Source organism: Enterobacter asburiae, assembly GCF_008080435.1.
In the GTDB taxonomy this organism is placed as follows: Bacteria; Pseudomonadota; Gammaproteobacteria; order Enterobacterales; family Enterobacteriaceae; genus Enterobacter; species Enterobacter asburiae_C.
In genome coordinates this window covers 292,250-312,381 of sequence record NZ_VRKN01000003.1, presented here as the reverse complement: position 1 = coordinate 312,381, position 20,132 = coordinate 292,250, and the positions used below count along the sequence as shown (strand labels likewise).

General features: G+C 57.4%; 18 protein-coding genes and 1 pseudogene. 12 read left to right on the top strand and 7 right to left on the bottom strand.

Annotated features, from left to right (window positions below):
* Positions 1-118: 118 nt before the first annotated feature.
* From FU672_RS07355 to FU672_RS07345, 3 genes are all read right to left on the bottom strand, one after another.
* Entirely contained in the window at positions 119-934 is an 816-nt protein-coding gene (locus tag FU672_RS07355; protein ID WP_148242749.1) for a Cof-type HAD-IIB family hydrolase, read from the bottom strand.
* A gap of 193 nt (positions 935-1,127) precedes the next feature.
* Positions 1,128-3,560, bottom strand: coding sequence for a formate C-acetyltransferase/glycerol dehydratase family glycyl radical enzyme (locus FU672_RS07350; protein ID WP_148242748.1), 2,433 nt, complete (start codon positions 3,558-3,560; stop codon positions 1,128-1,130).
* Positions 3,561-3,564: 4 nt separating this feature from the next.
* The gene (locus FU672_RS07345) at positions 3,565-4,464 is read right to left on the bottom strand and encodes a glycyl-radical enzyme activating protein (protein WP_148242747.1); all 900 of its coding nucleotides are present in this window, start codon (positions 4,462-4,464) and stop codon (positions 3,565-3,567) included.
* Positions 4,465-4,592: 128 nt separating this feature from the next.
* On the opposite strand from FU672_RS07345, the gene fsa reads away from it, so the two are divergent.
* Positions 4,593-5,255: a fructose-6-phosphate aldolase gene (gene fsa / locus FU672_RS07340; RefSeq protein ID WP_148242746.1), complete on the top strand. Its 663-nt coding sequence runs from the start codon at positions 4,593-4,595 to the stop codon at positions 5,253-5,255.
* Positions 5,256-5,353: 98 nt separating this feature from the next.
* On the opposite strand, the gene moeB is transcribed toward fsa, so the two are convergent.
* Together moeB and moeA are read right to left on the bottom strand one after the other, a co-directional pair.
* Positions 5,354-6,106, bottom strand: a complete 753-nt coding sequence (gene moeB / locus FU672_RS07335; protein WP_148242745.1) for a molybdopterin-synthase adenylyltransferase MoeB — start codon at positions 6,104-6,106, stop codon at positions 5,354-5,356.
* Position 6,107: 1 nt separating this feature from the next.
* Positions 6,108-7,340, bottom strand: coding sequence for a molybdopterin molybdotransferase MoeA (gene moeA, locus FU672_RS07330; RefSeq protein ID WP_148242744.1), 1,233 nt, complete (start codon positions 7,338-7,340; stop codon positions 6,108-6,110).
* A gap of 187 nt (positions 7,341-7,527) precedes the next feature.
* On the opposite strand from moeA, the gene iaaA reads away from it, so the two are divergent.
* From iaaA to gsiD, 5 genes are read left to right on the top strand one after another with little or no spacing between them, the layout of a single operon-like run.
* Positions 7,528-8,466, top strand: coding sequence for a beta-aspartyl-peptidase (iaaA, locus tag FU672_RS07325; RefSeq protein ID WP_148242743.1), 939 nt, complete (start codon positions 7,528-7,530; stop codon positions 8,464-8,466).
* An 11-nt stretch (positions 8,467-8,477) separates the two neighbouring features.
* Positions 8,478-10,349, top strand: a complete 1,872-nt coding sequence (gsiA, locus tag FU672_RS07320) for a glutathione ABC transporter ATP-binding protein GsiA (RefSeq protein WP_148242742.1) — start codon at positions 8,478-8,480, stop codon at positions 10,347-10,349.
* Between the two features lie 23 nt (positions 10,350-10,372).
* The gene (gene gsiB, locus FU672_RS07315) at positions 10,373-11,911 is read left to right on the top strand and encodes a glutathione ABC transporter substrate-binding protein GsiB (protein WP_148242741.1); all 1,539 of its coding nucleotides are present in this window, start codon (positions 10,373-10,375) and stop codon (positions 11,909-11,911) included.
* 5 nt (positions 11,912-11,916) lie between these two features.
* Complete coding sequence (gsiC, locus tag FU672_RS07310; protein WP_116343413.1) at positions 11,917-12,837, top strand: glutathione ABC transporter permease GsiC; 921 nt, start codon at positions 11,917-11,919, stop codon at positions 12,835-12,837.
* Between the two features lies 1 nt (position 12,838).
* Entirely contained in the window at positions 12,839-13,750 is a 912-nt protein-coding gene (gene gsiD, locus FU672_RS07305) for a glutathione ABC transporter permease GsiD (RefSeq protein ID WP_148242740.1), read from the top strand.
* 63 nt (positions 13,751-13,813) lie between these two features.
* On the opposite strand, the gene rimO is transcribed toward gsiD, so the two are convergent.
* Positions 13,814-15,139, bottom strand: a complete 1,326-nt coding sequence (gene rimO / locus FU672_RS07300; RefSeq protein WP_148242739.1) for a 30S ribosomal protein S12 methylthiotransferase RimO — start codon at positions 15,137-15,139, stop codon at positions 13,814-13,816.
* A gap of 265 nt (positions 15,140-15,404) precedes the next feature.
* On the opposite strand from rimO, the gene FU672_RS07295 reads away from it, so the two are divergent.
* From FU672_RS07295 to FU672_RS07270, 6 genes and pseudogenes are all read left to right on the top strand, one after another.
* On the top strand, positions 15,405-16,937 hold the full coding sequence (locus FU672_RS07295) for an S-type pyocin domain-containing protein (protein ID WP_148242738.1): 1,533 nt from the start codon (positions 15,405-15,407) through the stop codon (positions 16,935-16,937).
* Positions 16,934-17,191 carry a DUF7683 domain-containing protein gene (locus FU672_RS07290; protein ID WP_127341147.1) on the top strand — a complete coding sequence of 86 codons (258 nt, stop codon included), beginning with the start codon at positions 16,934-16,936 and terminating at the stop codon, positions 17,189-17,191. The genes FU672_RS07295 and FU672_RS07290 overlap by 4 nt, the downstream gene beginning before the upstream one ends.
* Positions 17,185-17,441 (top strand): annotated as a pseudogene (locus FU672_RS07285) (bacteriocin immunity protein). Before FU672_RS07290 ends, FU672_RS07285 begins: the two are co-directional and overlap by 7 nt.
* A 21-nt stretch (positions 17,442-17,462) precedes the next feature.
* Positions 17,463-17,771 carry a hypothetical protein gene (locus FU672_RS07280; RefSeq protein WP_148242737.1) on the top strand — a complete coding sequence of 103 codons (309 nt, stop codon included), beginning with the start codon at positions 17,463-17,465 and terminating at the stop codon, positions 17,769-17,771.
* A gap of 60 nt (positions 17,772-17,831) precedes the next feature.
* A complete protein-coding gene (gene bssR, locus FU672_RS07275; protein ID WP_148242736.1) occupies positions 17,832-18,215 on the top strand; it encodes a biofilm formation regulator BssR in 384 nt (127 codons plus the stop codon).
* A 107-nt stretch (positions 18,216-18,322) separates the two neighbouring features.
* On the top strand, positions 18,323-19,441 hold the full coding sequence (locus FU672_RS07270; protein ID WP_148242735.1) for a PQQ-dependent sugar dehydrogenase: 1,119 nt from the start codon (positions 18,323-18,325) through the stop codon (positions 19,439-19,441).
* Here the strand turns inward: FU672_RS07270 and FU672_RS07265 are convergent, their stop codons facing one another.
* Complete coding sequence (locus FU672_RS07265) at positions 19,442-20,068, bottom strand: glutathione S-transferase family protein (RefSeq protein ID WP_148242734.1); 627 nt, start codon at positions 20,066-20,068, stop codon at positions 19,442-19,444.
* Between the last annotated feature and the right edge of the window lie 64 nt (positions 20,069-20,132).

Below are 20,132 nucleotides of genomic sequence, written 5' to 3'. Positions count from 1 at the left end.
AATGTCTACAAGTGATACTTTAAGTTAAAATTAAGTTAATGCAAGTTTAAAAACTTGACGCAAGCCACAGGACGGAAAAAGAGTGAGAGGCCGGAGCGACGCTCCGGCGAGGAAAGGATCAGACGTCGAACGGGGAATGGTTGTCGAGCACGGCCTGAATGACGTTCAGCGCACCCTGACGATTGTTGTCGTCTGTGCTATAGCGGCTGATTTCTTTAATGCTCTCTGCCGCATTGCCCATGGCGAAGGAGTATTTCACCAGCTTCAACATTTCGGCATCGTTGCCGCTGTCGCCAATGCCGACACACTCTTGCGGGGAGACAGCCCAGCGTTTCAGCAGGCGGCTGATGCCGTTGGCCTTGTGCAGGCCGGGGATAATCAAATCGACAAAACCAAAGCCGCTGGTGACCGGCTTCATAATGCCGTCCAGCGACACGTGCAGTTTGTCGACCAGATTCGGGATATCGCTGTCCGGCAGGTTCAGGGAAAACTTAAACAGTACGTCATCAATCTCGTGGTAATCGCTGACGCGTTTTAAGCGGTGATAGTGTTTTGACATGAGCTTGACGAATTCATCGGGCGCTTTATCGCTGACGTAGGCGCTCTCCAGCCCGCAGGCCACAAAGTTCAGCCCTTTGTCTTTCAGCAGTTCGCCAATCACGATTTGCGATTCATGACGCGTCAGCTCGCCGTGGAAAATCTGCTCGCCGCGATCGAACACCAGCGCGCCGTTTTCCGCCACGAAGGAGATCCTGTCTTTCAGCTGCGGAAAGAAGGAGATGAGCTGGTAATACTGGTTGCCGCTGGCGACAACGAATTCAATATTGCGGGCTTTAAGCTGTTCAAACTGTGCCTGGAAGCGGTCACGATCGTACTGCTTGGCATCATCAAGGAAAGTTCCGTCCATATCGGTGACGATAACTTTAACGGTCATACTGTGCTCCTGGGTCACTGCGTTTTGAAACATTCTAATAACAAGGTGACGGGGAGCACAAATTTAATTTCATTCGAAAGCAGAAGCAAAACGGCAACCTGGGTTGCCGTTTTTAGTGTTTTCTCCCTCTCCCTGTGGGAGAGGGCCGGGGTGAGGGCATCAGCGTGCGCATTTCCCCTTAAGGGATACACCGTTACAGCGTATGCTCAGTACGGGCGATAATATCGTCCTGCGCATCCGGCGACAGGGCGGTGAAGAACGCCGAGTAGCCCGCGACGCGCACCACCAGGTCACGATACTGGTCAGGATGTTTCTTCGCTTCCAGAAGCGTTTCGCGTGAGACGATGTTGTACTGGATATGCCAGCCTTTATGCACCTCGAAGAAGGTGCGCAGCAGCACCATCAGCTTCTGGCGATCGCTGTCGTTTTCCAGCGTCGACGGGTTGAGCTTCTGGTTCAGCAGCACGCCGCCGAGAATCGCTTCCGTCGGCAGTTTACCCACCGAGCCAATGACCGCCGTCGGGCCGAGGTGGTCCGTACCGGAGGCCGGGCTTGCGCCTTCCGCCAGCGGGGTGTGCGCCTTACGTCCGTCCGGGGTGGCCATTGTCGCCGCGCCAAACGGCACGTTTGCGGATATAGAGGAGGTGCCCGCGTAGTAGTTACCGCCAATCGGGCCGCGGCCGTAGCGCGGGTTGTGGTACTGCTTCAGCTCTTCAATGTAGGTCTGATAGGCGCGCGTCAGCAGCATGTCCACGCTGTCGTCATCGTTGCCGTACTTCGGTGCGCCGTTGATCAGACGCTGACGCAACTGCTCGTGGGTCAGCCCGTCGAAGTCATCCGCCAGCGCCGCCGCCAGCTGTTGCTGACCGATAATGCCCTGTTCGAATACCAGCTTCTTGACCGCCGCCAGGCTGTTGCCGAGGTTGGCGATGCCCACCTGCAGGCCGGAGACCCAGTCATATTTCGCGCCGCCCTGCTTGATGCTTTTCGCGCGCTCGATGCAGTCGTCCACCAGCGCCGAGCAGAGAATATCGTGGACGTTCTCTTCCAGCATGGTGTCCACCACGTACTCAATCTCGATGGATTTGCGGGTGTAGTAGCGGATCTGGCTGTCCCACACCGCCATTACTTCGTCGAAGTTGTCGAAGTTACCGGCAGATAGCGCTTTCTCCTGCGGCAGGAACACCTTGCCGCTGGTGGCGTCGCGCCCGCCTTCCAGCGCGGCCAGCATCACGCGGGCAAAGTTGATAAAGCTCATCCCGGTGCAGCGGTAACCCCACTTACCGCCGACCGCGGTTTCGATGCAGCCGATGGCCGCGTAGTCGTAGGCATCGTCTCGTTCAACGCCGAGCTTGATGAATTCCGGGATCACGATTTCATCGTTGTTGAACGCGGGCATGCCGAAGCCGCAGCGGATCACCTGCACGCAGGCGTCGAGGAAGTCGTTGCTCATGCCCGCGTGGTAACGCACGCTCAGGTTTGGCTGGGTGGAGCGCAGGCGACCGCAGGATTCCAGAATCGCGTAGGAGAGCGGGTTCACCGCGTCCATCGGCTCGCCGTTGACCAGCTTCTGGCCGCCGATGGTGACGTTCTGGTACAGCGGGCTACCGGCGGAAGCCTTGGAGTGCGAGCCGGAGCGGATCTTGTTCACTTCCAGCAGCTTCAGCCAGCAGCTGTGCAGCAGTTCGATGGCGTGTTCGCGATCCAGGCTCTGGTTCAGCTCGACGTCGCGGCGGTAGTACGGATAGAGATACTGGTCCATGCGCGCGAAGGAGACGGAGTGGCCGTTGGACTCAATCTGCAGGATCAGCTGAATGAAGTAGCACAGCTGCAGCGCCTGCCAGAAGGTTTTTGGCGGTTGGTGGGCAATGATGTCGCAGTTTTCCGCCATTGCGAGCAGCTCGTCGCGGCGGCTTTCGCGGGTTTCGGTCGCGGCCATTTCACGCGCCAGGTCGGCAAAACGCGTGATGTGCAGGCTTACCGCTTCCAGCACGATATCAATGGCTTTCAGGAACTGATCCCCGTGCAGGTCTTCCAGCACCGTCAGATTGATGCGCGAGCGGCGTTCGGCCACTTTGGCACGCAGGCCGTCGAGACCTTTCTCCAGCACCAGCGGGAAGTTAACGGCCAGGTGCGCGTCGCCGGAGGTCATGTTGCCTTCCGCTTTGATAATGCCGGTTTCCAGCAGGCCTTTCTGCTCGTCGGTGAATATCCCGTAGCAGCGATCCTGCACCGTCTGGCCGCGCCACCACGGGCAGATGTCGTGCAGCACGCGTTTGTTCTCTTCGCTCACCGCAAAGCCTGCGCCCGGACGGTCGGCCAGATCGTCGATCTCTTTCTCAATCCAGGAGACGGTGTATTCCGGGAAGATCGGTGCGGCGCGCACTTCGCTTGCCTGGTTACCGACGATCAGCTCGTCGTGTTTTATCCAGATGGTACGTTCCGCCAGGTGATGCGCCAGCGCCAGGGCGCGACGCACCGGGATCGGCTTGTCCATGTGCTGCTGATACATTTCGGTGTAATGCTGCGCGCGCTCGGTACAGACCGGCGGCTTGACGATATGCACCAGGGCCGTTTTATGCGCTTTAATGCGCTCGCTGAGGGTGTTGAGATTCAGGGTTGTCATAATTTTATCCTCGTAAGGTCGCGGTTAACCCTTTCTGGCAGGCGTACTGCTGCGCGAAGTCCAGCAGGGCAGGGTTATCCAGCGGTTTGTCAGGGGCAGAGTAGGGTTGGCCGAGCAGGGTGTATTTGTTCATGCCCAGCGTGTGATACGGCAGAAAATGAATATCCTCGACGCCGAGTTCATCGGCGGCGAAGTTGGTAATGGCGGTAACTGAGGCTTCATCGGCGTTAAAGCCCTGAATCAGCGGCACGCGGACGGTGATTTTTTTCCCGGCAGCCGCAAGGCGTTTCAGGTTATCCAGGATTCGCTTAGCCGAACCGTCCGTCCACTGTTTGAACACCTCACCGTCGACGTGCTTCAGGTCGGCGAGGAACAGATCGACATACGGTAGTGACGGCGCGATATAGTGCCACGGCACGTGAAGGCAGGTTTCCACGGCGGTGTGGATACCCTGTTCGTGGCTGGTTTTAAACAGAGCATGTGCCAGCTCAGGGTTCATAAACGGCTCACCGCCGGAGAGGGTGATCCCGCCGCCGCTGCGGTCGTAAAAGGGTTTGTCGCGCAGTACGGTCGCCATGATCTCCTCGACCTGCTGTTCTTCACCACAGACGGTAAGCGCCTGCGTCGGACAGCAGTTGGTGAGGGCATTAAGCGTCTCTTCACTCAGCTTTTCGCGGTGGATGACCAGGCCATTCAGCGCGCGTTCGATACAGTCTGGTGCCGCCTGCTGACACAGGTCGCAGCCGTCCAGGCACAGACGCGCATCAAACAGCACGTCCCGACTGCGGGAGCGGCTTTCCGGGTTCTGACACCAGCGACAGCCCAGCGAGCAGCCTTTCAGGAACACCACGGTACGAATACCGGGGCCATCGTGGGTAGAGTAACGCTGAATATTGAAGATCATGTTTTTGCCTCTCATCTTGCATATGAAGATTAAATTACTTTCGAATGAAAGTTATATTGATGCAGGTCAACTACTGAGCAGGTTTTGTCGTGATAGGGTAAGTGCAGGCTAATTTTGAGGGTGACATCATGGAACTTTATCTCGACACATCAGACGTTGCGGCAGTCAAAAAGCTGGCGCGTATCTTTCCGCTGGCGGGCGTGACCACTAACCCAAGCATTGTGGCGGCAGGTAAAACACCGCTGGACGAGCTGCTGCCAGCACTGCACGATGCGCTGGGTGGCAGAGGCCGTCTGTTCGCCCAGGTGATGGCGACCACCGCCGAAGGGATGGTGGAAGACGCGCGTAAGCTGCGCGCCATCATTAACGACCTGGTGGTGAAAGTGCCGGTGACTGCAGAAGGGCTTGCGGCGATTAAGTTGCTGAAAGCAGAAGGGATCCCGACGCTGGGTACGGCGGTTTACGGTGCCGCGCAGGGGATGCTGTCCGCGCTGGCGGGGGCTGAGTATGTAGCGCCTTACGTTAACCGCGTGGACGCGCAGGGCGGAGACGGGATCCAGACTGTTGTGGAATTACAGCAACTGCTGACGCTGCACGCCCCGCAGTCAAAGGTGCTGGCCGCGAGCTTCAAAACGCCGCGTCAGGCGCTGGACTGCCTGCTGGCAGGGTGCGAGTCCATCACGCTGCCGCTGGACGTGGCGCAGCAGTTTATTACCTCTCCGGCAGTGGATGCGGCGATTGTGAAGTTTGAGCAGGACTGGCAGGGGGCGTTTGGAAGGACGTCTATCTGACGCGGTTGCCGGGTGGCGCTAACGCTTACCCGGCCTACGATTTTCTCCCTCTCCCTGTGGGAGAGGGCCGGGGTGAGGGCATCAGGCCGCAGCAGGGTTTAACCTCCGCACACCTCACACCCCGGGTTGCGCATCAGCTTCATCTCGCGGAACTGGCAGGTCATCGCGTCATACATCACGATTTTCCCCGCGGCAGGCGTGCCGTAGCGCGCCAGGACTTTGATCGCTTCCATCGCCTGCAGTGAGCCAATCACACCGACCAACGGCGCCATCACGCCCGCCTCAACGCAGGTCAACGCGTTCTCGCCAAACAGACGGCTCAGGCAGCGGTAGCAGGGTTCACCTTCCGCGTACGTGAAGACGCTGATTTGCCCTTCCATGCGGATCGCCGCGCCGGAGACCAGCGGGATTTTGTGGGCAAAACAGCCAGCATTTAACTGGTTACGGACGGCGACATTATCGGTGCAGTCCAGCACCAGGTCATGCTGCGCAATCTGCGCGGACAACGCGTCGTCATCCAGCATCGCGTCAATCAGGGTGAACTGAACGTTGGGGTTGATGCGCGCCAGCGCCGTGCGGGCAGAGTCCACTTTCGGCTGGCCAACCGTCGCGTCGCTGTGCAGCGTCTGGCGCTGCAGGTTGGACACCGATACGGTATCGAAATCCAGCAGCGTCATCCTGCCCACGCCCGCCGCCGCAAGGTACTGCGCGGCGGCGCAGCCCAGACCACCCAGACCGACAACCAGCACGCTGGATGCTTTAAGCGCTTCCTGCCCTTCGAAATCGAAACCGCGCAAAACAATCTGGCGGTTGTAGCGCATCATCTCCGGGTCGCTCAGTTCCACCGTCATGTCAGCCTCCGAACAGGTGGTTAAAACGCTCGATCTCAACCCATTCGCCAGCTTCCACATTGCCGCGCTCGCGCTCCAGCACGATAAAGCAGTTGCCCTGGCTGAAGGAGCTGAAAATGTGTGAGCCCTGGTGCCCGCTGGTGCTCACTTCGAGCTCACCGCTAGCGTTGCGCGTCAGAATACCGCGCTGGAAATCGAGACGACCCGGTGATTTTTTCAGGCGCGTGGCGGCACGTACGCGCTGGCGCTCCGGCAGTGGGCTGGCGTTGTTGCCAGAAAGCTTCGCCAGCAACGGGATCACAAGCTGGTAGAAGGTGAGTGCCGCCGAGACCGGGTTACCCGGCAGGCCGCAGAACCAGCTGTGCGTGAGCTTGCCAAACGCGAACGGTTTGCCCGGCTTGATAGCCAGCTTCCAGAAGGCGATTTCGCCCAGCTCTTCAAGGATAGTTTTGGTGTAATCCGCTTCGCCCACGGAGACGCCGCCGGAGCTGATGACCACGTCGGCAGCGTTATCCGCCTCGATAAACGCGGCACGCAGTTTTTCCGGATCGTCAGGAATGATGCCGAGGTTAATCACGTCGCAGCCTAGCTGCTCCAGCATCAGGTGTACCGCCAGGCGGTTGGTGTCGTAAATCTGGCCGTCCTGCAGCGGCTGGCCCGGAAGCTGCAGCTCGTCGCCGGTGGAGAAAACGGCAACGCGCACCTTGCGGATAACGTCGATTTCAGCAACGCCGAGCGACGCCAGCACGGGCAGTTCACCTACCGTCAGCTTCTGTCCGGCGGCAAAGACCGTTGCGCCAAGCGTGATATCTTCGCCCGTGCGGCGGATGTTCTGGCCCGCTTTAACGTTCGAGGTAAACCGCACGCCGTCGTCGGTCTGTTCGGTCTCTTCCTGCATCACCACGGCGTCGCAGCCAGCCGGAACCGGCGCGCCGGTCATGATACGCACGCAGGTTCCCGCAGGCCATTCACCGCTAAACGGTTGACCCGCAAAGGCTTTACCTGCCACCGGCAGGGCGTTACCCGTCTGGAGATCCGCCACGCGTACCGCGTAACCGTCCATCGCGGAATTATCAAACCCCGGCACGTTAAGCGGAGAGACGATATCGCGTGCGGCAATACGGCCAAAACAGCGCACGAGGGGCAGCGTCTCAACGTCATGCAGCGGGGAAAGTCGGTCAAGCATCTGCGTGAGTGCCGTCTCAAGCGGCATCAGTCCGGCGGTAAAATCCATGGTGGGCTCCTGCGGAGTAACAACGAAAGCGCTCATTATGACAGAAAAGTGCGGCTAACTGTATGACCGAAGGGTGCACGCTTTACATCACTGTTACGTCTTTCTATATTCAAAAATCATCTGAAGTTTCATCGACGATAATGATATTTATAGAAAAAGCCGCAAATCAGGCTAACGGGTGATGCGAATGGTTAATGCGGTAATCGCAATTCATGGTGGCGCCGGGGCAATCACCCGAGCACAGCTCAGTCCCGAGCAGGAAAAGCGCTATATCGACGCGCTGTACGCCATTGTGGAAACGGGCCAGAAAATGCTGGAAGCAGGCGAAAGCGCGCTGGATGTGGTCACCGAGGCGGTGCGCCTGCTGGAAGAGTGCCCGTTATTTAATGCGGGGATCGGTTCGGTCTTTACCCGGGATGAAACGCACGAGCTGGATGCCTGCGTGATGGACGGCATTACCCTGAAAGCGGGCGCCGTGGCGGGCGTGAGTCATCTGCGCAATCCGGTGCTGGCCGCGCGTCTGGTGATGGAAGCGAGTCCGCACGTGCTGCTGACGGGGGCAGGAGCGGAGACGTTTGCCTTCGAGCATGGGATGGAACCGGTATCGCCCGATCTGTTTTCCACGGAAGAACGCTATCAGCAGCTGCTGGAAGCCCGTACGGCGGGCATGACGCAGCTTGACCATACCGCGCCGCTCGATGAAACCACCAAAATGGGCACGGTCGGCGCGGTGGCGCTGGATAAGGCCGGAAACCTCGCGGCGGCGACCTCAACGGGCGGGATGACCAACAAGCTGCCCGGGCGCGTCGGCGACAGCCCGCTGCCGGGCGCTGGCTGCTATGCCAATAACGCGACGGCGGCGGTGTCGTGTACCGGAACCGGGGAAGTGTTTATCCGCGCCCTTGCGGCCTACGACATCACCGCGCTAATGGATTACGGCGGTTTAAGCCTCAGCGAAGCCTGCGAGCGCGTGGTGATGGAGAAACTGCCTGCCCTGGGCGGCGTCGGCGGACTCATTGCGGTGGATCGTGAGGGCAACGTGGCCCTGCCGTTCAACAGCGAAGGCATGTATCGTGCCTGGGGTTATGCCGGTGATGAACCGAGCACCGGGATCTATCGTGAATAAGGGGGCAGCGCGTGCCGCACAGTGAAGAACTGGACAACCGCGAAGTGCTGGCTGTCCATCAGCTGAATATTGCGTTTCAGGAAGAGCGGCAGTTCATCCCCGCAGTACAGAATTTATCGTTCACGCTCAGGCGCGGCGAGACGCTGGCGATTGTTGGCGAATCCGGCTCCGGTAAATCGATCACCGCGCTGGCGCTGATGCGCCTGCTGGAACAGACGGGTGGGCAAATCAGCAGCGAGAAAATGCTCCTGCGCCGCCGCAACCGTCAGGTTATTGATTTAAATGAGCTAAGCGGTTCGCAGATGCAGGGTGTGCGCGGGGCGGATATAGCGATGATCTTCCAGGAGCCGATGACCTCCCTGAACCCGGTTTTCCCGGTTGGGGAGCAAATCGCCGAGTCCATCCGCCTGCATCAGGGGCTGAGCGGCGATGAAGCGCTCAAAGAGGCCCGACGGATGCTGGAGCTGGTGCGCATTCCGGAGGCGCAGGCCATTCTGGGGCGCTACCCGCATCAGCTTTCCGGCGGTATGCGCCAGCGGGTGATGATTGCCATGGCGCTCTCCTGCCGTCCGGCGGTGCTGATTGCCGATGAACCGACGACGGCGCTGGACGTGACGATTCAGGCGCAGATCCTGCAGCTCATCAAAGTGCTGCAGCAGGAGATGGAGATGGGGGTGATTTTCATCACCCACGATATGGGCGTGGTCGCCGATATCGCCGATCGGGTGCTGGTGATGCACAAGGGCAGCGCGGTGGAAACCGGCCCGGTCGAGCAGATTTTTCACGCGCCCGCGCATCCTTACACCAAAGCGCTGCTGGCGGCGGTTCCGCGCCTGGGAGCGATGAACGGCAGTGATTTGCCGCGCCGTTTTCCGCTAATTTCCCTTGAGGCGTCTGAGCAGCAGGAGGATGAGCGCGAGCAGGACACCGTGGTGCCGGGTAAGCCCATTCTGGAAGTGCGCGATCTGGTCACCCGTTTTCCGCTGCGCAGCGGCGTGTTGAACCGCGTAAAGCGCGAAGTGCATGCGGTGGAAAACGTCAGTTTCGATCTCTGGCCGGGTGAAACGCTGTCGCTGGTGGGGGAGTCCGGCTGCGGTAAATCCACTACCGGGCGCGCGTTGCTTCGTCTGGTGGAATCACAGGAAGGCAGCATTACCTTTAACGGTGAGCGCATTGATACCCTGCCGGACAGCAGGCTGCAGGCGGTGCGGCGGGATATTCAGTTTATTTTCCAGGATCCGTACGCCTCCCTCGATCCGCGCCACACGGTGGGGTATTCGATCATGGAGCCGCTGCGGGTACATAACCTGCTCGACGGCGAAGCGGCACAGCGTCGCGTTGCCTGGCTGCTGGAGCGCGTCGGCCTGAAGCCGGAACACGCCTGGCGCTATCCGCACGAATTTTCCGGCGGACAGCGGCAGCGTATCTGCATCGCCCGCGCGCTGGCGCTAAACCCGAAAGTGGTGATTGCCGATGAGTCCGTCTCGGCGCTGGATGTCTCTATCCGGGCGCAGATCATCAACTTGTTGCTGGATTTACAGCGGGATATGGGCATCGCCTTCCTGTTTATCTCGCACGATATGGCCGTGGTCGAACGCATCAGCCATCGCGTGGCGGTGATGTTTATGGGGCAGATCGTGGAGATTGGGCCTCGAAGAGCGGTGTTTGAGAACCCGCAGCATCCCTACACCCGCAAGCTCATCGCGGCGGTCCCGGTTGCCGATCCCGCGCATCGTCACGGCCAGCGCGTGCTGCTGCAGGATGAAATGCCGAGCAATATTCGTAAACGCGGCGAGGCCGTGGAGCGCGTGACGCTGCGCGAGGTCGGTCCGGGTCATTTCGTGGCTCCCCCGCGTCAGGACAATGCTTTTTCGCGGTTATAACTTACAACAGGCAGGAGAACACAATGGTTACATTTGTAGCGCGTAGATGGTTGTTAGCCGCGAGCGTGACGGCAGCCCTGGCCGCTGCTCCCGCGTTCGCTGCCAAAGATGTGGTGGTTGCCGTCGGCTCCAATTTCACCACGCTCGATCCGTATGACGCCAACGACACGCTCTCTCAGGCGGTGGCGAAATCGTTTTATCAGGGCCTTTTCGGCCTGGATAAAGAGATGAAGCTCAAAAACGTGCTGGCGGAGGGGTACACCGTGTCCGATGACGGGCTGGTGTATACCATTAAGCTCCGAACCGGCGTGAAGTTCCAGGATGGGACAGATTTCAATGCGGAGGCGGTGAAGGTTAACCTCGATCGCGCCAGCAATCCGGAAAATAGCCTCAAGCGCTATAACCTGTATAAAAATATCGCCAGCACCGGGGTGGTTGACCCGGCGACGGTAAAAATCACCCTGAAAGAGCCGTTCTCCGCGTTTATCAATATTCTGGCCCATCCGGCAACGGCGATGATTTCCCCTGCCGCGCTGAAGAAATACGGCAAGGAGATCGGTTTCCACCCTGTTGGCACTGGCCCTTACGAACTGCTCACCTGGAACCAGACCGATTTTGTGAAGGTGAAGAAATTCGCCGGATACTGGCAGCAGGGGCTGCCGAAGCTGGACACCATCACCTGGCGCCCGGTGGTGGATAACAACACCCGCGCGGCGATGCTGCAAACCGGCGAGGCGCAGTTTGCCTTCCCGATCCCGTATGAGCAGGCCGCCATTCTGCAGAAAAACAGCAAGCTGGAGCTGGTCGCCAGCCCGTCGATCATGCAGCGCTACATCAGCATGAACGTCACGCAAAAGCCGTTTGATAACCCGAAGGTGCGTGAGGCCATCAACTACGCCATTAACCGTCAGGCGCTGGTGAAGGTCGCCTTTGCGGGCTATGCCATTCCGGCGACCGGCGTGCTGCCGCCGGCTATCGCGTATGCGCAAAGCTATCAGCCGTGGCCGTACGATCCCGCCAAAGCGCGCGAGCTGCTGAAAGAGGCGGGCTTCCCGAACGGTTTCAGCACCACGCTGTGGTCCTCGCATAATCACAGTACCGCCCAGAAGGTGCTGCAGTTTACCCAGCAGCAGCTGGCGCAGGTCGGCATTAAGGCGCAGGTGACCGCAATGGATGCCGGACAGCGTGCGGCAGAAGTGGAGGGGAAAGGGCAGAAAGAGAGCGGCGTGCGGATGTTCTATACCGGCTGGACGGCGTCGACCGGTGAAGCAGACTGGGCGCTGTCGCCGCTGTTTGCCTCGCAGAACTGGCCACCAACCCTGTTCAACACCGCGTTTTACAGCAACCCGCAGGTGGACAAAGACCTGGCCGATGCCCTGAAAACCACCAAACCGGAAGAGAAAGCACGTCTCTACAAAGACGCGCAGGATATTATCTGGAAAGAGTCACCGTGGGTGTCGCTGGTGGTGGAGAAACTGGTGTCAGCCCATAACAAAGCGCTGACCGGGTTCTACATCATGCCGGACACGGGCTTTAGCTTTGACGATGCGGATTTAAAATAAACCTCATGCTGAATTATGTTTGTAAACGCCTGCTGGGGCTTATCCCGACGCTGCTGATTGTGGCGGTCCTGGTATTTTTGTTTGTCCATATGCTGCCGGGCGATCCGGCGCGTCTGGTTGCCGGGCCTGAAGCGGATGCCACCGTCATTGACCTGGTGCGTAAACAACTTGGCCTCGACCAGCCGCTGTATATGCAGTTTATCCATTATATCTGCAACGTTCTGCAGGGCGATTTTGGTATCTCGATGGTGTCGCGCCGTCCGGTGTCGGAGGAGATTGCCAGCCGCTTTATGCCGACGTTCTGGTTAACGATTGCCAGTATGAGCTGGGCGGTCGTGTTTGGGCTTGGCGCCGGGATTGTCGCAGCCGTCTGGCGTAACCGCTGGCCGGACAAGCTCGGCATGGCGCTGGCGGTGACCGGCATCTCCTTCCCTGCGTTCGCGCTGGGGATGCTGCTGATGCAGATCTTCTCCGTTGAGCTGGGCTGGCTGCCGACAGTCGGGGCCGATACCTGGAAGCATTACATCCTGCCTTCCATGACGCTGGGGGCTGCTGTTTCGGCGGTAATGGCCCGCTTTACCCGCGCCTCGTTCGTTGACGTGCTGAGCGAAGATTATATTCGCACCGCGCGGGCGAAAGGGGTCAGCGAGAAGTGGGTCATTCTCAAGCACGGGTTCCGCAATGCGATGATCCCGGTGGTGACAATGATGGGGCTCCAGTTTGGTTTCCTGCTGGGCGGCTCCATCGTCGTGGAAAAGGTCTTCAACTGGCCGGGGCTGGGACGTCTGCTGGTCGATTCCGTCGAGATGCGTGACTACCCGGTGATTCAGGCGGAAGTCCTGCTTTTCTCGCTGGAGTTTATTCTTATCAACTTAGTGGTGGACGTGCTCTACGCTGCCATTAACCCAGCCATCAGGTATAAGTAAGATGCGATTGTTGAACTGGCGACGCCAGGCCGTTTTAAACGCGATGCCGGGGCTAAAACCGGACCACATCCGCACCCCGTGGTCTGAATTCTGGCGTCGTTTTCGCCGTCAGCCGGTCGCGATGACCGCGGGGTTGCTTGTGCTGCTGCTGATTGCGATGGCGGTGATTGCGCCGTGGGTGGCGCCGTTTGATGCGGAAAACTATTTTGACTACGACCGTCTGAACGACGGGCCGTCGATGTTGCACTGGTTTGGCGTGGACTCCCTCGGGCGCGATATCTTTAGCCGCGTGCTGGTCGGGGCGCAGATCTCGCTTGCCGCCGGGGTGTTTGCGGTGCTGATCGGCGCGACCATCGGTACCGTGCTGGGGCTCGTTGCCGGGTATTACGAAGGCTGGTGGGATCGCATCATCATGCGCATCTGCGACGTGCTGTTTGCGTTTCCCGGCATTTTGCTGGCGATTGCCGTGGTGGCGATCATGGGCAGCGGCATGGCAAACGTCATCATTGCGGTCGCGGTCTTTTCGATTCCGGCCTTTGCCCGCCTGGTGCGCGGCAACACGCTGGTGCTGAAACAGCAGACCTTTATCGAATCTGCCCGCAGTATGGGGGCCAGCGACGCCACGATCCTGTTCAGCCATATTCTGCCGGGTACGGTGTCGTCCATCGTGGTCTATTTCACCATGCGTATCGGCGTGTCGATTATCTCGGCGGCCAGCCTGTCGTTTCTGGGGTTAGGGGCTCAGCCTCCAACGCCGGAGTGGGGCGCGATGCTGAACGAGGCGAGGGCAGATATGGTGATTGCACCGCACGTGGCGATCTTCCCGAGTCTGGCGATTTTTCTGACCGTGCTGGCGTTTAACCTGCTGGGTGACGGGCTGCGCGACGCGCTGGATCCAAGGATTAAGGGGTAGTGCAGTGAAATGTGCCGGGTGGCGGCTACGCCTTACCCGGCCTACAAAAGAGGAGTGCTGAGTTTAAACCCGGCTACCCCACAGGTCATACTCATCCGCGTTTTCAACCTTCACGCGAATAATATCACCCGGCTTAACGCTGGTTTCGCCGTTCAGGTACACCGCGCCGTCGATTTCAGGGGCATCCGCCATGCTGCGGCCAATCGCGCCTTCTTCGTCCACTTCGTCAATGATGACCATGATCTCGCGGCCCACTTTTTCCTGCAAACGCTCGGCAGAGATCTGCTGCTGCAGCTGCATAAAGCGGTTCCAGCGCTCTTCTTTCACCTCTTCCGGCACCTGGTCCGCCAGTTCGTTGGCGGTTGCGCCTTCTACCGGGCTGTACTTGAAGCAGCCTACGCGGTCCAGACGCGCTTCTTTCAGGAAGTCGAGCAGCATCTGGAAGTCTTCTTCGGTTTCACCCGGGAAGCCGACGATGAAGGTGGAGCGCAGGGTCAGATCCGGGCAGATCTCGCGCCACTGCTTGATGCGCGCCAGCTGGCGGTCAACGGAGCCAGGACGCTTCATCAGCTTCAGGATACGCGGGCTGGCGTGCTGCAGCGGGATATCCAGGTACGGCAGAATTTTGCCTTCCGCCATCAGCGGGATCACGTCGTCAACGTGCGGGTACGGATAGACGTAGTGCAGACGCGTCCAGATACCAAGCTTAGACAGCTGCTCGCAGAGGCCGACCATGCTGGTTTTCACCGGCTCACCGTTGTGGAAACCGGAGCGGTGCTTCACGTCCACGCCGTAGGCCGAGGTGTCCTGGGAGATGACCAGCAGCTCCTTCACGCCCGCATCGGCCAGACGTTTAGCTTCCGCCAGCACTTCGCCAATTGGACGGCTCACCAGATCGCCACGCATGGACGGGATGATGCAGAAGGTGCAGCGATGGTTACAGCCTTCGGAAATTTTCAGGTATGCGTAGTGGCGCGGCGTCAGCTTCACGCCCTGCTCTGGCACCAGGCTCAGGAACGGGTTGTGCTTTGGTTTTGGCACGTAGTGATGAACATGTTCCAGCACCTGCTCGTAGCTGTGCGGGCCGGTGATCTCCAGCACCTTCGGGTGCACTTCGCGGATCTGGTCTTCTTTCGCGCCCAGACAGCCGGTAACAATCACTTTGCCGTTTTCCGTCAGGGCTTCACCGATGGCTTCCAGTGATTCCTGAACCGCGCTGTCGATAAACCCGCAGGTGTTAACGATCACCATATCGGCGTTGTCGTAGCTTGGCACCACGTCATAGCCCTCGGTGCGCAGTTCGGTCAGGATGCGTTCGGAATCCACCAGGTTTTTCGGGCAGCCCAGGGAAACGAAGCCGATTTTCGGCTGGTGCGTAACATTGCTCATAGGTTAAAAATTGTTCGATTTTTGGAATGGTCAGGGCAGGGATTCTACAGAGTTTGGGGGGGAATTTGTACTGAAGAATTGTGCTCGCGGCAGGTTTTCGGTGCCAACCAATTCTTCTGATTAAGAAACGATGTTTTGATTAGAATTAATACCTATTGAACGTATGGTTATTGCTTGTAAAATGACCTGGTGGATTATTTTTATAACAAGTAGAGGGACTTATGCAACAGTATAACAGAGAATTTTCTGAACTAAGGCGGTCACTATGGCATCTGTAAACAGAGGCTGTACTGTTCACGGTAAAAATGTTGGGCTAGACGGGGATAAAACCTCTACAGGCTCACGATGCATAGCCGCACGCCCTGGTATGTCTGTCATGGGAAAGTGGAAACTCTATATCGGCGATAAGACCACACCTTGTCCGAAATGTGGGAAAATCGGAGTCATTGTTAGTGGAGATCACCGACAAACGAACGGCGAAGCGGTCGCCGTTGATGGTTCAATCATCCATTGTGACTGTCCAAGTGGATCGAACTTCCTGATCGCCCCTGGCACTGTGGAGATTAGCGATCCGTTCGGTATGTCAGAACCTCCAGTAAACAAAGCTGTTGCCGTTGCTGCCCTGAGTGCTCTACCCGTTTTTGCAAAATCATGTTTGCGAGGTGAAGGCTGCACTGACGCAGGAACTGATCAGGAATCTGTTGATAATTTCGGTCATGTTGGCTACTACCGAGCACTTCCTCAACCGGAACAAACAGAATCGGAACCCGTCCAACACGCGCAGGCTGCAAAGAAACTCAAACCAGCCGAACCGACTCCACCACCAGAAGATAACCGCCCGTGGTATAAGCGCCTTTTCAGTTCCTCGGATGCCCCCAAAGCGTCTGCGACCGCAGGGATGGCAACAGCAAGGGCCGCGACTACAGCAGGGATCGCCACTGATGCAGCAATTGAGGCCGGATACGCAGCAGTGCAGAAAATCGGAGGAAATCTTTCGACGGCTGGTCGCTGGATAGCCCCGAGTCCTCCAACCGTTTTTCTGTTTGGCATGTTCTACTCGCCAAAGCTCAACAGTGGCGAACAGGACTACATTGATAAAATGCGCCTTGAGCAGGCCGCACGGAATAAAGAAGATGTTCCGACCCGTGTTCGCTTTCGCTGGGAGGCTGACCAGTTCGGCGCTATGAGGCCGAAAGGCTTCCACGTCAGCGCCAGAGGCGGACAGGATAAAGTGCCTGTGCGTATGCTTCAGAAGAACACCACCACCAGGAACTATGAGTTCTGGGAGGATGGCGCAGATAAGCCGACAATCGTTTGGACTCCTGACGATCCGGGATATTCTTCCCCGACCAACACTGGCAACCAGAACAATGTCTATATTCCTCCGAATGTACTGGTTTACCCGGAAAGTGAAATCAACAGCCCGTGGTCAACAGTTACCCCAGCACCGGGAGAACGTTCATTCCGGGATTATATTCTGGTGCATCCAGCAGGGACCTTTGATCCGATTTACGTCTATCTAAATGCGGATCACAAATACCACACAGCACCAAAAGGGACCCCACCATTACCAGCATTCCCTGATGCGAAAAGAGCACCACGTAAGACAGCTATTCAAGGTGGCGGACAACTTCGGGCAAGATGGAAAGATGCCAAAGGTAAAATTTATGAATGGGACTCTCAACATGGCACAGTCGAAGTTTATGACCGTTCGGGCCGTAACCATTTAGGCGAGTTCAATCACATAACAGGTGAGCAAACCAAGCCAGCAGATCCAACCAGAAAGGTAGAAAAATGATGGTAATCTATTCTGTGGAAGTTTTTGATAAAAAAAGCGAAGAATTGGTTTTAGAGGTTGAGATCCCTAAGAGCAAACTGAAAGGAGTTGCTGCTGTCATGGGGTGGGGGCCGGATGACGAAGATGCATTTGTCAAAGGCATCGCAGGGTTCAATGTTAGCCAAAAACAGGCATTGGATTTAGAAAATTTACTCGGCGAAAAATTCTATTCGGAAGACGTTATCGTGCAAATCGCTGGCGGGGAAACATCTTGAAGCGGTCATTCAGTGACTACACAGAAAACGAGTTCCTGGAGTTCGTCCGTAAACTCTTCAACGTTGCGGACACTTCAGAAAGTGAAGATATAAAAACATACTGGAGTTTAAGCGCCTGACCGAGCATCCTGACGGGTCTGACCTTATCTACTCCCCCCGAGATGACCGTGAAGATAGTCCTGAAGGGGTGGTTAAAGAGGTTAAACAATGGCGTAAAGCCAATGGTAAACCCGGCTTTCGTGAAGAATGAATTTGCGGGAGACAGCATTAAATGTTGATTCAAGCGCCGGGTTTTATCCCGGCTTTTTTACGCCTAAGCCAGTCATACTGGGGATTAGAAAAAAGGCAGCAATGTATTATTTTAGACTTTCGGGCAGCCCAGGGAAACGAAGCCGATTTTCGGCTGGTGCGTAACATTGCTCATAGGTTAAAAATTCATCAATTATGGAGTTATCAGGGCGGGATTTTACAGCGTATTGCGGGGGATTTATACACTCTTTGCAAGGCGGATGCGCCGGGCAGACGTTGTAACATTGTAAATAATGTTAATCAGTTAATAAAAGTTGATCCCAGGCATTAAACTGTACAAAAAATGTACTTATCCTGATTATGCACAATGGCTGACAGAGGAGGAAAGAGCATGACCGTTGACAGACTTAAACGCGATCTGCTGAACAAGCTGATCAACGCCCGAATCGACCTGGCCGCGTACCTGCAGTTGAGGAAGGCAAAAGGGTATATGTCAGTCAGCGAAAGCGAACATCTGCGTGATAACCTGTTTGAACTTTGCAATTTCATGCGTGAAAAAGCACCGACCCTGAAGGCGAAATACGGCGAAAGTGAGCTTATCGCGCTGCGCCGCGCCGCTGAGATGCTCTCCATCGCTGGGGTATGTTTGATGAATGGACGCCACGACTGCCCGAATTTTATCGCTGTTAACGCGGAGAAGCTTGAAAACTGCCTGACCACGCTCTCTCTATGCATCATGTGCCTGAACGAGCACGAGAAGCTTGTACAGCACTGAACCCAGGGGGAGGCAACTCCCCCTTCTGATTAAGCTTTTGTAAAAGTGGTAACGCGCCCGGATGCAGTGGCTAACCTTTATGCCATATGCCGATAAAGGAGCGCGTTATGCCTCGATCCTCGCTGATTTCCCTGCCTGCGTTGTTTATTTCGTTTTCGCTTCTTGCTGCCCCAGAGGCGGTCAAGGTCGAGGTGCTGCAAAATAAACTCGATCACCCCTGGTCTCTGGCGTTTCTGCCGGACAATAAAGGCCTGCTGGTGACACTGAAGGACGGTCAGCTCAAACGCTGGCAGGCCGGAAAAGGGCTGTCCGATCCGATTGTCGGCGTGCCGAAGGTCTGGGCAAACGGTCAGGGAGGATTGCTGGACGTGGTCCTCGCCCCGGATTTTGAAAAATCACGCCGCATCTGGCTGAGCTTTGCCGAAGCAGGGAGTGACGGCAAAGCCGGAACAGCGGTGGGCTATGGCCGGCTGAGCGACGATCTGACGCGCATTGACGCTTTCCAGGTGGTGTTCCGCCAGATGCCGAAACTCTCCACCGGGAACCATTTTGGTGGGCGACTGGTATTCGACGGCAAAGGCGCGCTCTTTATCGGACTCGGCGAGAACAACCAGCGTCCGACGGCGCAGGATCTGGACAAGCTGCAGGGTAAAGTCGTGCGCCTTACCGAAGACGGAAAAGTGCCGCCGGATAACCCCTTTGTGAATACCCCCGGCGCGCGACCCGAAATCTGGTCTTACGGCATTCGCAACCCACAGGGGATGGCGATGAATCCCTGGAGCGACACGCTGTGGCTGAACGAGCACGGCCCGCGCGGCGGGGATGAGATCAACATTCCGGAGAAAGGAAAGAACTACGGCTGGCCGCTGGCGACGCACGGCATTAACTACAGCGGTCTGAAAATCCCGGAAGCCAAAGGCGAGCACGTTGAGGGAACCGAAAAACCGCTGTTCGTCTGGAAAGTGTCACCCGCTGTGAGCGGCATGGCGTTCTACAACAGCGACGTTTTCCCGCAGTGGAAAAACAAGCTGTTTATCGGCGCGCTGAAGGAAAAAGACGTGATTGTGCTGAGCGTGGACGGCAATAAAGTGACGGAGGACGGGCGAATTCTGGGCGACCGGAATCAACGTATTCGTGATGTGCGGGTGGGGCCGGATGGCTATTTATATGTTCTGACCGACGAGACGGACGGGCAGCTGTTAAAAGTCAGCCCGTCCGGTACGTAATCAGGTGACCGGGATCATCACCACGTTGCGATAGGCCGGGCGTTCGCTCAGCTGTTTTAACCAGCGCTCAAGGTGAGGGCGTGGCGTCCACTTCAGGCCCATATTGGTCAGGTTCCAGACGAACGGCGCCACGGCGATATCGCCTGTGCCGAAGGCCTCACCGGAGAACCAGGCGTGCTTCGCCAGTTCGTCATCCATCATCGCAAACAAGTTTTCGCAGGCGTCCTGCGCGGCATGAATAGCGGGATAGTCGCGTTCGGCTTCTGGCGTACGGATAAGCCCCATCAGGATCACGCGGTGGGTTGGTGAAAGCGTCTGGTTCGCCCAGTCCATCCACTTTTCACCCTGAGCACGCCGGGCCGGGCTTTCTACCCACAGACGGCCCTGACCGTACTGGGCGGCGAGGTAACGGACAATGGTGTTGGATTCCCAAAGCGTGGCGTCTGTTTCATCATCGCGCAGCAGCGGCACCAGGCCGTTCGGGTTCATGGCCAGATAGTCGGCCTCTTTGTTCACGCCGAACGACATGCCAGCCATGATTTGATTGAACGGTAAATCCAGCTCTTCCAGCGTCCAGAGCACTTTCTTAACGTTGGTCGAGTTGTTCCTGCCCCAAAGCGTAATCATATTTACTCCTGATGAGATGTGAATCCGGGTCAGCTTTCGCCATGGTGAGATAAACCCAACAATT